Origin of the sequence: Nostoc sp. (assembly GCF_036919615.1) — a bacterium.
Classification (GTDB): Bacteria; Cyanobacteriota; Cyanobacteriia; order Cyanobacteriales; family Nostocaceae; genus Nostoc.
Genome location: NZ_JBALCN010000087.1, coordinates 12299 through 27915, shown reverse-complemented (window position 1 = coordinate 27915; position 15617 = coordinate 12299). Strand labels below are relative to the sequence as shown.

General features: G+C 41.2%; 11 protein-coding genes and 1 pseudogene. 4 read left to right on the top strand and 8 right to left on the bottom strand.

Features of this window, described 5'->3' with window-relative positions:
- Positions 1 to 73: 73 nt before the first annotated feature.
- Together V7K48_RS24130 and V7K48_RS24125 are read right to left on the bottom strand one after the other, a co-directional pair.
- Positions 74 to 391, bottom strand: coding sequence for a hypothetical protein (locus V7K48_RS24130; RefSeq protein WP_335076086.1), 318 nt, complete (start codon positions 389 to 391; stop codon positions 74 to 76).
- 792 nt (positions 392 to 1183) lie between these two features.
- Positions 1184 to 1453, bottom strand: coding sequence for a hypothetical protein (locus V7K48_RS24125; RefSeq protein ID WP_292720957.1), 270 nt, complete (start codon positions 1451 to 1453; stop codon positions 1184 to 1186).
- A gap of 449 nt (positions 1454 to 1902) precedes the next feature.
- Between V7K48_RS24125 and V7K48_RS24120 the strand changes: the two genes are divergently transcribed.
- Entirely contained in the window at positions 1903 to 3201 is a 1299-nt protein-coding gene (locus V7K48_RS24120) for a cation:proton antiporter (RefSeq protein ID WP_335076084.1), read from the top strand.
- Positions 3202 to 3560: 359 nt separating this feature from the next.
- Here the strand turns inward: V7K48_RS24120 and V7K48_RS24115 are convergent, their stop codons facing one another.
- From V7K48_RS24115 to V7K48_RS24100, 4 genes are all read right to left on the bottom strand, one after another.
- Positions 3561 to 3950: a hypothetical protein gene (locus V7K48_RS24115; RefSeq protein ID WP_335076083.1), complete on the bottom strand. Its 390-nt coding sequence runs from the start codon at positions 3948 to 3950 to the stop codon at positions 3561 to 3563.
- 693 nt (positions 3951 to 4643) lie between these two features.
- Positions 4644 to 5750: a saccharopine dehydrogenase family protein gene (locus V7K48_RS24110; protein ID WP_335076081.1), complete on the bottom strand. Its 1107-nt coding sequence runs from the start codon at positions 5748 to 5750 to the stop codon at positions 4644 to 4646.
- A gap of 115 nt (positions 5751 to 5865) precedes the next feature.
- Positions 5866 to 7380: a C-3',4' desaturase CrtD gene (gene crtD, locus V7K48_RS24105; protein WP_335076079.1), complete on the bottom strand. Its 1515-nt coding sequence runs from the start codon at positions 7378 to 7380 to the stop codon at positions 5866 to 5868.
- A 252-nt stretch (positions 7381 to 7632) separates the two neighbouring features.
- Positions 7633 to 8205, bottom strand: a complete 573-nt coding sequence (locus tag V7K48_RS24100; RefSeq protein ID WP_335076077.1) for a pentapeptide repeat-containing protein — start codon at positions 8203 to 8205, stop codon at positions 7633 to 7635.
- A 684-nt stretch (positions 8206 to 8889) separates the two neighbouring features.
- Between V7K48_RS24100 and V7K48_RS24095 the strand changes: the two genes are divergently transcribed.
- Positions 8890 to 9096, top strand: coding sequence for a hypothetical protein (locus tag V7K48_RS24095; protein ID WP_335076075.1), 207 nt, complete (start codon positions 8890 to 8892; stop codon positions 9094 to 9096).
- Between the two features lie 77 nt (positions 9097 to 9173).
- Here V7K48_RS24095 and V7K48_RS24090 read toward each other — a convergent pair.
- Positions 9174 to 9814 (bottom strand): annotated as a pseudogene (locus tag V7K48_RS24090) (type I restriction endonuclease subunit R).
- A gap of 522 nt (positions 9815 to 10336) precedes the next feature.
- Between V7K48_RS24090 and aspS the strand changes: the two are divergent.
- Together aspS and V7K48_RS24080 are read left to right on the top strand one after the other, a co-directional pair.
- Entirely contained in the window at positions 10337 to 12124 is a 1788-nt protein-coding gene (aspS, locus tag V7K48_RS24085; protein ID WP_335076073.1) for an aspartate--tRNA ligase, read from the top strand.
- A gap of 600 nt (positions 12125 to 12724) precedes the next feature.
- Positions 12725 to 15244, top strand: a complete 2520-nt coding sequence (locus V7K48_RS24080) for a CPBP family glutamic-type intramembrane protease (RefSeq protein ID WP_442949466.1) — start codon at positions 12725 to 12727, stop codon at positions 15242 to 15244.
- A 189-nt stretch (positions 15245 to 15433) separates the two neighbouring features.
- Here V7K48_RS24080 and pirA read toward each other — a convergent pair whose 3' ends face one another.
- Positions 15434 to 15589 (bottom strand): arginine synthesis PII-interacting regulator PirA, encoded by a 156-nt coding sequence (pirA, locus tag V7K48_RS24075; RefSeq protein WP_335076069.1) that lies wholly within the window; start codon positions 15587 to 15589, stop codon positions 15434 to 15436.
- Between the last annotated feature and the right edge of the window lie 28 nt (positions 15590 to 15617).

Sequence of the window (15617 nt, the reverse complement as noted above, 5' to 3'; positions counted from 1 at the left end):
CCAACTTACATTTGAGCAGGTAATTTCTGTCTCTTCTTATAACTTTATCCTGGAAGCTCTATTCTATGCAGCTTCACATTGAATTGGTATTAGCTACACTAAACTGGTTACGCAGATATTCCAAATGGGCGATTGCATTTGCTTTATCAACAGTTAATCGAATTTGGGTGTCTATTGACTTTTGATATTCCTGATTCACAAGCAGCACTTCAAAGCGACGAGCCTTGCGTTGAGCATCATTTTTCAAATCCATCTCAAAGGCGGCGACGCGATCGGCATTGCCTTCAAATCGGTTAACTTGGTGCTGCACTGCCATCAACTGAGAGTCTATTTCATTAGCCTGTTGGGCAGCTTGTGCAATCGCAGCTGGATAATGACTCAGTTGCATCATTTAATAATTTTCCTCTAAGGTCAAGAATTTAGTGTTTAAGTATAAGACCAACCCTTGAATCCATTTTCCAAAAGGCTGTCATAGAGCAGTTTTACACTTAACTAACTTGGTGGACTCTACATATCTATTATAGTCCAAATGTACTGATTTAGGGGAGAAAAGGCTATGTCTGAAGTGTAGGGATAGCGATCGTTATCCATTAGTAATTTACAGTCGCTTTCCTAAATTTTAGCGAAAATCATGTTCAAATAAACTCTTAACAAATTTTAAATTAGAACCTTATATTTATATATATTCTGTATCAGATAACTTTTTAAGTTTTTGAAATTAACTAGGACTTACAACAGATTGCAACTTCTCTTCTTAGGCTACGCCAAAGTGAGGTACAGATCATCGTAGGGGCACAACATGTTGTGCCCCTACCCGTGTACTTCATTTACCTGTAATACGCTGTATATTCATGTTCGGCTGATTAGTTGTTATTGCATTCACCCTTGGCGTACCCGAAGGGCGAACGCAATGACATATCGGAAGTAATTAGGCGGACATGATATTACGTACAAGAGATCCCCTAACCCTCTTAAAAGCCCCATTTTTAAGGGGGAATCGAGGTTTCAGGTTTTCAATGCGTAAGTCCTGTTAGCTTTGAACAACGCCATTAATTTTCCGTTATAAAATTAAGTCCGCTCATATACTCATGATTTCGTTAGCCGTTAGACTTCAGGCTGCGGCTACACGAAGTTAGCCTGCTTATACAGGCTAATTATTCTCTACTCAACTCTGCACAGTAGCTTAAGCCACTTCCCGTAGTTGTGGTTGTGACGGCACACTCACCTCTGGAAATGAAAGCGAGAGTTGTTCGGCTTGAGGTACCGCCGCTTGCTGCAAAACTTGAACTTCGATATTTACGCTCACCAAATAACTGCCTGTATCAGCACCAACTGCTTCAGCAATTAATTTGGCAATGTCTGGGCGTTTGGCAGTCAGGGGGTCACGTAAAATACACCGATCCCATTCATGCTTGGCAGTCGGATTGAGGTTGAGAATATAATGCTTCATCATCGAACTAACCCTTGAATCCATCTTCCAGAAGGTTTTCACAGAGCCGTTATGCATTTAGCTAGGCTTTGTGGACGCTATCTATATTATAGTATATTTGTACTAAATGGGAGCAATTCTGAGTGAGAAAGTAGAAAATATAGACTATTCGTAGGAGCGCACAGCTGTGCATTAGGGATATTCCCGTGCCACAATCCCATTCTTTTAATCCAGACGCGAATAATCAAAGCGTGATGCCGTACCCTTACGGGGAAGCAAGCTACACGTAGCGTCTTGTAGAGAAGTTGGGCAAAGCCAACGCCAAATTTATCTATTCCTTTCTGCTCCAATTTGGTAGCCTGTTTGAATCACCAATCCCTAATCCGAAAAAATCTGTCCATAGGTAATTTCTAATACAAAGCTATTGCAACTAAGCTTATAAAGCAACACCTAATTTTTATATAAATCGCTATATGGTAGATACCTATATTATTGACCTATTTGTAATTGGTCTACTTTTGCTGATGGTCACATTAGGGTCAGGTTGGATTGCTCGCTTACCTCTTTCTTTTGCCCTTATCTACCTACTAGTTGGTATATTTTTAGGCCCTTACGGCTTAAAACTTGTTCAATTACGTCAAGATGAAGTTTTCAACGCCGAACTACTAGAGAAAATAACAGAACTTGTAGTAATTATTTCTGTGTTTAGCTGCGGCTTAAGAATTATTCGTCCTCTAAAGTTGGGGGTTTGGGATATTACGGTGCGATTGATTGTATTTCTGATGCCAATTTCAATTTTTGCTCTAGCTGTTGTGGGTAAATTGTTTTTAGGGATGAATTGGGGAGAAGCGATTTTATTAGGAGCAATTCTCGCACCTACTGATCCAGTATTAGCATCAGAAGTACAACTGACCGATACAAATGACCAAGATGAATTGAGATTTGGTTTAACTTCTGAAGGTGGTTTAAATGATGCTTTAGCTTTTCCCTTCGTTTATTTTGGCATTCATGCATTAGAAAATGATAACTGGAGCAACTGGTTTAAACAGTGGATTGCAGTTGATTTAATTTGGGCGATCGCAGTTGGCATTATTATGGGGATTGTTGTTGCCAAATCTATAGTTTGGATTGAGAAAAAAATTCAAAAACGCCGTGCTACCGATGAGTTAATGGAAGATTTTATTGCTATCAGCACAATTCTACTAACTTATTCTTTAACAGAAATGGTTAATGGCTATGGATTTCTGGCAGTATTTGTTGCTGGGTTAGTTATCCAACGTAGTTACAGAAATTCTGAAAAACCGCTTGCACAATTGGAATTTGTTGAGCAAATTGAAAAGCTGCTGGAAGTTGGGACAATTTTATTATTAGGTTCAATATTATTATTAAAGCCAATGCTCAATTATGCTGGGCAATCTTTGATAGTGATAATTTTGTTATTTTTGATAATTAGACCTGTAGGAGTTTGGATTAGCACAATAGGTAAACGTCCTCTAGAATCACACCGTCGAACCTTGCACCCAGGAACTCGGTTGTTATTTGGATGGTTTGGTATTCGCGGTGTTGGTTCTTTATATTATCTTGCCTATGCCTTTGGTCATGGCTTAAAAGGTGAAATAGCCGAAAAAATTGCTTGGATAACTTACACTACTATCATCGCTTCTGTGATTATACATGGCATTAGTTCAACTCCATTAATGAAGTGGTATGAGCGCAATCTAGCTAATCAAAGAAAGACTACCCCTGCCGCTACAATAGATGAATTTGAGTAAAAGCAATTTTTGTAGGGTGTGTTATCGCCGAGAGTACGTCACTATCAACAATTTAAGGTGCGTTATCCCATTTATTTGTGTCCTACCCTGCGGAAAGCCACTTTTTAACTCTTGGAGAGGCTGCGCCCTAAGCGTAGCTATGCCGCAGGCTTTACGAGACGCTCAAGGGACGTATCTATGCGTTCTTTTCTACGAGACGCTGTGCGAATGAGGGCACATTTTCATACAGAATTGGTATTAGCCTTTGACATAACACTACACTGAACCTCACTCAAAACCTCTCTTCTAAAAGAAGAGAGGTTTTGAATCTTATTCCCCTTCCCTTGTAGGAAAGGGGTTGGGGGTTAGGTCTATATTCCCTATTTACCTGTCACCTTTTCAATAACTTCTTTCGCTTTTTCACCGAAACTTTCTGGGGGATTTTGTTCTCTCTCAGCCTTCAAATTCCTTTCGTAAGCCTCCTCCATAGTATTAAGGTTTCCTGCATCTTTTACTGCTTCTTCATAAGCTTCTTCTCGTTCTTCCTCTTGAACGCCAACGCCTGGATCATATTCGTTAGCACGATTAACTTTTTCTTGAGAATTTGGTTTATATTCTGGGGGTACTAGCTTCAATTCTTCAAGAGTAGTTGCATAACTAGCTTGCTGAATGAAAATGAAGGAACCTGACAAGCTGATGGAAATCATCAAGGCAAGAACCAAAAAGCTGGAACATAACGCTTGCTTTAAAGTTAATAGAATTTTTTGCATGAAAAAATCTCCTCTTTTTATTTTATGAGCCTTGGTCATGTATAAATATATTCAAGATTTAAGGCTCACAGGCATCCTAAGTGTTTAGGTACAATTCTTCCTTCTACCGCAGGGTATATTAATTTTTACCTATAGTTCAGTTAATACTATTTGAACCTTTTAGGATTTAGCACTACACACATTTTTGTAATAGTCAGATTGTCGTGCTTATTGACATCCCGCCCATAACTCAAGTTCAGCAGCTTACAGCTGCTGTCCACTCAAGTGAACTGAAATTTTCACTCTATTATATAGGAGTCATATTTAATTTTTGAAATATAGGTAGGGTGTGTTATATCATGTCCGCTTGATTGCTTATTAAACCCGAAGAACCCCACCCCAACCCCTCCCCGCAGGCGGGGAGGGGAGCTAAAGCGTAGCTTTTGCGGGGTGGGGTTCTTTTATTATGGGTAATTTGGCGGACATGATATTAGAAGAAAGTACAGCACCGTTCAAAGACTTTGGTGCGTTATGGATTTCGGATTAACGCACTCTACAGATACTGTCCACACAAGTGGACTGAAATTTTCACTCTATTATAGATAGCCAACTACATAGTGAAAAATCTTGTCTTCAGTCCTCTACTAAATGACTTTAATTATTAGCTTAGGAATTGATTTTGAAGTTTATAAAAACGAAATGTCAGATTGTCAGCTATAACCAACTGTGATTAATTTTAATTTCTCGACTTTGCATTACCTCTTCAAATAAATTTGTTGGTAGTGCTTCTTCCACAGCAAAAACACCTGGTTTCTTGAGTTTACCTTCTAGCAATAATTGGGCAATACTACCTGTACCGTAACCAGAAGCCACCGCTGTATTTTCATGCACTACAGTTGAACAATAAACGGCTGTTTCACCATTTTTTTGCCCTGTAACTTCTGAACGAACTGCTACCCCAATTCCACTAAAATTATTAGTGACATCTGTCATTGAATGGCTGACATGAGACAGAAATTCAATCATGTAACGACGCTGCATTAACCACTTGGGAAAGACGTGTGCCGCAATCCAAGTTAGGTGATTGTAAAAATCGGGAATAGAGCCAAACTTAGTAATTACAGTTTTTACTGATGGGAAAGTGTGGGGAAGTGTAAAGGTTTCTGGCATATCAAACCAGTAAACTCCGCTGCGTCCATAGGGAGGTGGAAACTCAACTACTTCTCTTTCACTATAAGGCTTGACTACTTCCCATTTTCCATCTATCCAAGTCTCAAAAGGATACTGCAACCCTAGAAAAGTTGTCCGCATCACGGTAATGCCAGCACCACCAGAACCCGAAACCAAATAACTTAAATGAATCTTTTCTGGTTTATCAAATTGTTCGACACCCTGACGTACCATGCTATTAGAAATACCAGGAAAAATACCAGTATTAATAATTGCTGTCACACCAGCAGCAGCTGCTTGTTCATTATACTTGAGAGCTTTGCTGGTATAGGAACGATGGTCGCTGACATCTACATAGTTAACGCCTAGAGCAATACAGGTTTCGAGAACATTAGTATCTCGATAGTGAAATGGGCCAGCACAATGGATGACTAAGTTAGAGTTTGCGATCGCATCTCGCAGCTTGTCAACTTCTGCCAAGTCCAATACCAAAAACTGCACTTGTCCTCCCGAAGACAAGCTAACAGCCTTTCCAAACTCCGCAGAACGTCCAGTAATCGTAATTTGTGCCTGCGTATGGGTAGCGAGATCCTGAGCAACACTGCTACCAATCCGCCCTCGTCCACCAAGAATTAAAACGCTGTCTGTCATTACTCCAGATTAGCAATACTAACCTTATTTCAGCAGTTTTCTGTCCCGTTTGCCATCAGTTACAAGTATGACTTGCCTGCAAACGAAGGAGGACTTTTCAATTATTGGTAGTTGATCAGTTTTGTGCCTCAATTTGCCTGACTACCGTTAGCGCCGAATAACTCACCCCAGCAGTACCTTCGCCGGGATGGGTGGAGTCACCAACTAACCACAGATGCGAGATTGGTGTCCGATTGGCGAAGCCAAAGGGGCCAAAGGTGGGTATTCTTTGACCAATGCCACCAACTATACCGCGGTCGCGGGCTGTGAAATAAGCAAAGGTGCGGGGTGTTGCGGCTTCTTGATGAATAATCGTTTCTGGTTTGAGATAGAAGTATTGGGCAAGACGAGCGATCGCTTCTTGGGTAAACTTTTCTTTTAGTCCTTGATAATCTTCAGTCTGCCACCACTGTGCAGGATCGACAAATGAAGAAGCAATAATTGTCGCTTTCCCATTTGGGGCGCGGCCGTCTCCAGGATGACTGACGGAAACAAATAGGGAATTATTCTCGCCAATCGGGCCATCAGCATTATACATAAATTGCAGATGGGGAGGGCATCCAGGCGGAATCGCGCTGGCATCTACACCCAAATAAATCACAAACGCACTCGATGCTTGGGGCAGTTTTTCCACTCGGTTTTGATATCCAGATGGGGCTTGTTCTCCCAATAACTGCACCAAATTTTGCACGGTGACATTGGTAACTATGTGGTTGGCTGCTTCTGTCCAGACTTCGCCAGTTTTCTGATTTCTAATGACTACAGCAGTAGCTTTGCCATTCTCTACTTTAATTTGTTCTACAGTGTGGCGCATCAACAATTTGCCGCCATCTCTTTCTAAAGATTGTACCAGGCGATCGCTTAGTACTTGCATACTTCCCTGAAGGTGAAACAATCCTTGGGGCAGTTGGGATACACTCAACGCTGTAGCGGCATAAAGTAATGCTGTCTGTTCTGCATCCACCTGGGAGTATAGCTTCAGTTGCAAATCTAAAAAAGTCCTCAGTTGCTGGTTATTTCCCAGTCCACATAACCGTAAAGCATCTCCTACCGTAAACAAGGTGAAGGGGACGGTAATTAATGTACTGGGACGCACCGCTTGCATTAGCTGCCACAAATCCCATAAATTACGTGGTGGTAGCACCGGATCGCGTCCTTGAAATTCCCAACTGGCATTAAATAAAGTTGCCATCAATTGCCAGAATGGTTCGCTACCGGGGAACTGTTTTTGTCGTTCCTCTTGCCATTTCTCTTGGTCGCGCCAGACATTAATCGGTGTGCTTTCCCCAGGTAAATACACCGCACAAGCAGGATCACAAGGCGTTGCTTGTGGTAAATCTATTTCTAATTCTGAGAAAATGCGGTGGTGAATTCCCCCTGGTTCCAACCCAGCCACCTGAGTTGCTCCCACATCAAAGGTAAATCCTTGCCGTTTAAACGTCGAAGCACAGCCTCCGGGTACGAGGGCCTGATCCAAAATTAAGACGCTGTAACCTCTATGAGCTAATAATGCTCCAGCAGTCAGTCCACCTATTCCGGCACCGATAACAACAACATGAGAGTTACTTTTGTCAAGATAAATGCTGGACATTGAGCAGTTTTTTTAAAAATCTTAATACTTTTACTCATAATTTTACCTTAATCTCTGAGTTGAATGGGGTCGAAGGGTGCGATTTATCAGTTGAGTCCAATACAAGACCTAACCCCCAACCACAAGGGAAGGGGAGTAAGATTTAAAGCCTTTCTCCTCTTAGGCTACGGTGTACACACAAGTCTTAAATGGCTGATTAACCAAGGTTTTACCCACCCTAACCCTCCCCTTATAAAGGGGAGGGAACCGGCTTTAGCGAAGGCTACGAGTTTTGCCGAAGGCTCCGGCGAAGGCGAAGGCGAAGGCAAAGGCTTTGGCAAAGGCAAAGGCGAAGGCTCCGGCGAAGGCTCCGGCGAAGGCTACGGCGAAAGCTGCGGCTATGGCTACGGCTCCGGTGAAGGCTCCGGCTTTGGCTACGGCTACGACGAAGGCGAAGGCGAAGGCTACGGCGAAGGCGAAGGCTACTAAACCTGCTGTTAGACTCTTACGAATGGTAATAATTAAAAAAACCAGTATCACAATTAGGGAAACTATCCCGATGATGACGTTTTGAGTGCTTTTGATATCAAAAATATATGAGACCAATGCACCAACAAACATTGAGAAAAACCCTGATATTCCCGATAGCAGCCATGAGGCTATAAGCAACCCAATAGCCCAACGTCGCTGTAGTCCAGCCTTACCACCTGTGAAGTCAGCATCTTTAAGAATCGCGTTGGTAAAGTTTGCTCCTCTAATATCTGCCTTGCTAAAGTTTGCCCCAGTCAGGTTTTGACCTTTAAAAGAGCGACCTCGAAGATTTTGACCGGAGTAGTCTGGCGGCATAATGGCGTACTAATTCGTAATTCGTAATTCAGAAAGTCATATTAAATCTGGGTTTGGGGGTTTGAATCTGGTGACGGATTTTAGAGAATTGATATCACTGAGATTTTATACAAGTTTGCTGTGCAATATTTCGGATTTTGGCAAAATAAGGAAAATACAAAAATTTTGGATGCAATACGCGGTATAAGAGGATGTTTGAAAAGTATCGTCTAACACATCAACTTGTGATATTACCCCCCAACCCCCCTTGTAAAGGGCAGGGTGGTTTCATACGAAGAAAGAAAAATACATAAGTCTTGATTCTCGTTTTGTGACATGGCTTTTTACCCCTCTCCAAACCTCTCCCCGAAACGGAGAGAGGCTTTGAAACCCAGTTTTAGTTTTTTCTCTGCTTGTATGAAACCACCCTGCCAACCCCCTTGTAAAGGAGGGCTTTAAGAGGCTATTTGCCCCCCCTTTCTAAGGGGGGGTTGGGGGGGTATTAGATACTTTTGGTAACAAATATAGCTTTTCAAACATCCTCTAAGAGCATAACTGTCCGCCCTCACCTTTGAATGCTTAAATTATCATCAGCAATATTGAAGTTGGTGTCACCATACTTAAGCTGTAGTTATAAATATTGCAACTGTAGCGGTCTACCTCGTGACGGGAGCGGTTCCCTAACTTATGGGAGCGGTCTACCTTATGATGGGAGCAGTTCCACAACTTACGGGAGCAGTCTACCTCGTAACGGGAGCGGTTCCCCAACTTATAGGAGCAGTTCCACAACTTACGGGAGCAGTTCCCCAACTTACGGGAGCGATTCCACAACTTACGGGAGCGGTTCCACAACTTACGGGAGCGATTCCACAACTTATGGGAGTGGTTCCACAACTTATGGGAGCGGTCTAACTCATAACAGGAGTGGTCTACTTTGCAACATTACTCACTAATTTTGGTGTTTCAAGTTCTGCTTACTAATTATTCAGTCATAATACAGGAGCAATCGCTTGACCAATACCTTTGAGAATCTGCAATATTTCATACACCTCTCTAGCAGAGGTAAACAAAGCAAACACCCGCGACAGATCGTATCGAGGAGTAGGTGTTTGCGTCAATTTAATAAATAAAATATCATCCCGTTAGTCAGTATCCCAAACACAGGTTTATCAGGGTGAGGGTTAGCCATCAAATAAGCTAGTGCTGGCGGCAAAGCTGACCAAACCGAAAGAGTGGCTTTTTTCGACTCTAACACTATGACCCACAACTGATTTTGCAGCACCAAAACATCAATTCGCCCACGCAGTACTTCTTCTCCATCATTTAGCACCAACTCTACTGATGATTCTGCGGCAATTTTAAAAGGAGGATCGTAAAATCCTGCTACTGCTAGTAAGGGAGACACCACCAACAACATCACTGTCCCCTCTAACAAATCACCTTCGCCACGGTGATATAGATATCTGCGCCTGAGTACATCCAGGGAGGTTTTTTCAGCTTCAGTAATTTTAGGCAATTTCTCAGACCACTCTGGAAAAAACTGCTCGTCTTCAATTCGGGCTAAACCGAATCGAGTCTGGGCATCCGTTAAGCTGGTAATCGCTTCTGTAATTGCTGCTGTCTGTGTCATAGCTTTTCACTTTACTGTTGCTTCCTATCCATATCAGCCATCAAAACAGCCAAACCTTGATTGGCATAAATCTTTCTTTTGGCGATCGCAGCTACTCAACTACTCTAAAATTAGATTACCCCACCAAACAACCTCCAGATGACCAGAGAATTTAACGTCATTATAGAACGCGACTCTGAAGGTTATTTTGTTGCCTCCGTGCCTAATCTTGCTAGAATGTCACACCCAAGCCAAATCTCTAGACGAACTGATAAAGCGGATTAAAGAAGCTATTTAACTTTGTTTAGAGGTTAAACAAGAAAACGCCGAAGCATTAGAGTTTATAAGTGTACAGAGGGTTTCTGTTCAAAATAGGTAAAACTTACCCTTCTGGTGTCATGGATTCTCCTATATATAGTGTGAATGTGAGATTATTTGATTTTTTATTTCACTGGAACTACTACAATTACTATTGATGCTAGATAATGGGAAGGCTTTGACATTTTCTTGCCAATCTAGCCCAGGAAACAATAATTAACACTTATGCGAACTCATTATTGCGGCGAACTCCGAAAAGAACATATTGGAGAAACAGTTACCTTTTACGGATGGGTAGACCGTCGCCGCGATCACGGTGGTGTGATATTTTTAGATTTACGCGATCGCTCTGGAATTGTCCAAATCGTCAGTGATCCGCAACGCACCCCAGACTCATACGAACAGGCGAGCGCCCTGCGAAATGAATATGTTGTCGAAATCACTGGTAGGGTAACGCACCGTCCCGAAGAATCCCTGAATCCCCGCATCCCAACAGGCGAGGTAGAAATCTACGCGGATAAAATTCAACTCCTCAATGCTGTTCGCAAACAGTTACCTTTCCAAGTTTCCGTAGCTGACACCGAGACAGTGCGCGAAGACTTGCGGCTGAAATATCGCTATTTGGATTTGCGACGCGAACGGATGGCGCAAAATTTGCAACTGCGTCATCAAATTGTCAAAGCGATGCGTCGTTATCTGGAAGATTTGGAAGGTTTTATCGAAGTCGAAACCCCAATACTTACCCGTTCTACCCCAGAAGGGGCGCGGGATTATGTTCTACCCAGTCGTGTCAATCCTGGTGAGTGGTATGCTTTGCCGCAATCACCCCAGCTATTTAAACAATTGCTGATGGTATCCGGTTTGGACAGATATTATCAGATTGCCCGTTGCTTTCGTGACGAAGACTTACGCGCCGATAGACAACCGGAATTCACCCAGTTGGACATGGAAATGAGCTTCATGTCCCAAGAAGAAATTATCGAACTAAACGAGAAGTTAGTTTGCCATATCTTCAAAACAGTTAAAGGAATTGAGTTACAGCGCCCTTTTCCCCGTCTCACTTATGCCCAAGGGATGGAACACTACGGTAGTGATAAACCAGATACCCGCTATGGTTTGGAATTAGTTGACGTCTCAGATATTGTGAAAAACTCTAGTTTCAAAGTCTTTCGGGACACTGTTAACAATGGTGGTATCGTCAAAATCCTCCCCATTCCCAACGGTAACAATGTAATTTCTAATGTCCGGATTAAACCAGGCGGTGACTTATTTAAAGAAGCCAGCGAAGCCGGTGCGAAAGGTTTAGCTTACATCCGCGTCAGGGATGATGGCGAAATTGACACCATTGGGGCGATAAAAGACAACCTCAGCATTGAACAAAAACAGGAAATTTTACGCCGCACAGATGCAAAAGCTGGACATTTGCTGTTGTTTGGGGCTGGTGATGCTGCTACAGTTAATAAAACATTAGATAGATTACGGCAAGCGATCGCTAAAGAATTTGAGTTAATTGATCCAGAAAAAATCAACTTGCTGTGGATTACAGATTTCCCGATGTTCGAGTGGAATGCTGACGAAAAGCGCCTAGAAGCACTACACCACCCGTTTACAGCACCTCATCCTGATGATTTGAGCGACTTAAAAACTGCACGCGCCCAAGCTTACGACTTGGTACTCAACGGCGTGGAAGTTGGCGGCGGAAGTCTGCGGATTTATCAGCGAGAAATTCAACAGCAAGTATTTGAAGCGATCGGTTTATCTGTTGAAGAAGCACAAAGTAAATTTGGCTTTCTCTTAGAAGCATTTGAATATGGTACACCGCCGCATGGTGGCATCGCCTACGGTTTAGATCGTTTGGTAATGTTGCTAGCTGGAGAAGAATCTATTCGGGATGTAATTGCTTTTCCGAAGACACAACAAGCGCGTTGTTTGTTAACAGATGCACCTTCGAGTGTAGATGCTAAACAGTTGAAAGAATTGCACGTTGCTTCAACTTATAAACCAAAGTCTTAATGAACTAAAGAATTGTCTAAGTAGGGTGGGCAATGCCCACCAATTACTTACAATCATGCATTTATTCTCTTTAAAAAAACTAAGTTAGCAATTCGTAATTACTTTATAGATGGGGATTTAGATCCCAACCATAACGGGGCAACCTGTAGAGATCGGAGACTCTGACCAATTTTTTAATTACGAATTACGAACTTGTATTGAGGGCAGTCGAAATATTACGAATTATTTATTAGACCTCTTGCATAAGTCGAATAGACCCCCCTTAATCCCCCTGATATATTGGGGGGAAACTTGAAATCTTGCACCCTCCCCAATACATCGGGGAGGGTTGGGGAGGGGTGATTCAAGGATTTTTGCAAGAGGTCTATTGAAGTGATGAGGATACTCAATGGAAGTAGTGGATGACATAAAATTGGACTATTATGTCATGTCCGCATAATTAGTTATAATTATCACAGTCATTGTACCCCACGCCAGTTGTTATACTTAATCTATTCTCCTGATTTTTGGGGAGAGAAGACAAAGTATAGCTTTGGTGGGATGGGGTTATTGGGATTTAATAAATAATTAAGTGGACATGATATTAGTTGCTGATAATATATGATTTGGTGTGGATTGAGTCGAAAAGCAAGGCTAGTGTTTCTGATATTTTCACTGCTAGTATTCATAGTAGTAATTGTAGGGCGGCAACTCTCCCCAAGAGAATCCCAGCTAGTACAACAAGAAAGCAATTACGCGATACATACTCGACAAAATTTTAATCAATCTGCTTTTTATCCAGTTGCACAAATTCCATCTGCAAAACTTTACAAACCTATTGCTAACTGGGTAGGAAGGTTAATCTTACCAACGAAACAGCAATTACAAGATGGTTTAGATTGGGTATGGATGGAAGTGCAATATGCACCACCTACAGCACAAAATTTGGTAGGAAAGATTGTACGTCTAGAGTGGAAAAAGAATGAAGAATTGCTTGCTAAAGTTAAAGCTGTAACGCGAGATATAAATTTCAATTCAGAAGTGATTAAAAGTCAAAAAAAAGGAAATATTCATCCTTTTCGACTAAATCACGTTCGTCAGGTAGGTATTTTACGTTCTTTGGCTGGTGCAAATCCTAATGATGATGTAATTGTTGTTTTAGATGCAAATACAATCATTAATAGAAATAGAGAAAAATCTATTTTGCAAATTGAACGCCAACCTGTTTTGGCAACTGGTATATTTTATGGGTTAGTAAAAATAATCAAGCCAATTCCATCTAGCAATAAAAGTCTTTTATATATAAAAAATAGGCAGGATAGCGATTATTTTTATGTACAGCACTATAACCCTAACTCAAATAAATTTGATGGAATTCAAGAAACTGTTCGTATTCCCCAAGAAATAATAGATACGCGAAACTTTGCTCCTTCAAGTTCGCAGCAAATCGAAAAATCACCTGCGGGTGAAGATGGGTGGTATATTTATGGTGCTAAAGATGCAAATGCCGTATTTACAGTAAGCGCCCTTGCACCTCGTTCTCTGTTTCAAATTCAACCCCGTCAAATCATTACTGGTGAGGAATTAGGGCTAAATTATATTAAAAAGGTAAATTGGCAAAATACCAATAAAAATAAAGGTAAATTCAATACTGCCTTATTAAAACCTGTAGAAACATCTATATCAAAATGGCAACAAGGCGATAAAGCGATTGTCCTACACCTATTTGGTGGAATTGGCGGACGTAAAGCTGAAGCAATCGGAGTACCTTATACTATCACTGGACATTTTGCTTTTGGAATCGCAGAAGTTGTCCGTGACGAGTTTACTAACGAATTACGCTTTGAGACTAAATACCACCAAATTTATGCCCATAACCCTGATGGAATTATTGCCGGAACGCACACATGGGCTGATTATATGGGGAATTTGCAACGTGGCTGGCTGGCAACACGTCCAGTATCAGATATTCTGATCAAATTCGACCCTGTAACGCAGGATTATGATTTTGATGGTATTAAACTTTCGCCATTAGAGCAATTCCACCAACAATTACAGGTAACAATGGCACGTTATCGCGTTGGCGATGGTACTGGTGGCGCAATGGTATCACCTGGTACCTCATGCGTCCAAGACTCAAACCAAGCACTTTATGCTGCGATAATGACAATTAAAAACCAAGTTATTACAACTCCTCAAATTCAAACTTGGGTACGCAAAAACCTTAATCATCCGCAAGCATTACGTTTTCAACAGCTAGTTGAATTAGGTCAATCTTTAGAACAACAATTAGCACCCTTGGGGATAATTCGTGCTGATTGGCAGAGTCAAGCAGGTATACTTGCAGGTACAGGAATAGGAAAAACAACGGAACCATTTCAAGATCGTAGTATTTGGGCTGGTTTGACAACATGGCGAACAATCATGCCAAGACAAGTACACGATGACCTCGCCACAATATTTTTCAAACATGGTGCGATTATGCAAGTATTGCGAACCAATCAAGTAGGTGGTTGGCAAGCTAATATTATACCCATTGCACCGACAATCTTTTTAGGACAACTTAATATTCCCTTTACTAATATTTCACCGCTTTCAATTATTTTAAATCGGATTCTAGCTTCGTTAGCAATTCCTACACGACAAGATTGGTTAGTTGTTGTTTTACTGCTAATAATTTATAGTATTATTGCCTTACCTTATGGCTGGAAATTTGGATTTTTACAGATCCGCTTTTGGTCTGAAAATTGGATTTATACATGCTTATTAATACTGCGTTGCTTATTTACACCTGCGATTAATGAAGAACTCTTTTTTCGCGTTCTTTTGCTTCCTCATCCTAGCGAAATCACCAATTGGTTACAATGGAGTTTATGGGCAATAGGAGGTTTAGTATTGTTTGTTTTGTATCATCCATTGAATGCTAAAATATTTTTTAAAGCTGGAATTCCCACATTCTTTAATCGGGTTTTTCTTACTTTAACTTTATGGTTGGGAATTATATGTACTGTTGCATATACCTTAACAGGATCTTTGTGGGTAATAGTTTTAATCCACTGGGTTGTAGTAGTAGTTTGGTTAATTGTTTTTGGAGGAATTACAAAATTAAATAATAATCAAAATCACAAAAAATTGGTATAATAAGGCTTTATTATTGATTGTCTTTGCTGGGCGATCAAGACTTACCCTTGTTCGTAACTAAGTTATTTAGTGTAATTTAATTCATTGCAAAACGCTGTAAGTAGCGCAATTACCAGAGAAACCCCCTAAAAACAAAAAAAACCCGCCGTAGCGGGTTACACAACAAACTATGAACAATGAAAACTTAATTTAGCTGGAATACCTCATCTCAGCTTCCAGTTGACGAATCAGTTGTTCGTCACCCTTTGCTCTGGCTACTTGCAAGCGATGCTCTAGGCTTCTTTGAATATTCTCTCTGTGAGCTTCTTGTGCTTTCCTGGTTATTTGTAGTCTACTTTGATTCATAGTGATTACGCTGTTTAATTTTTTACTT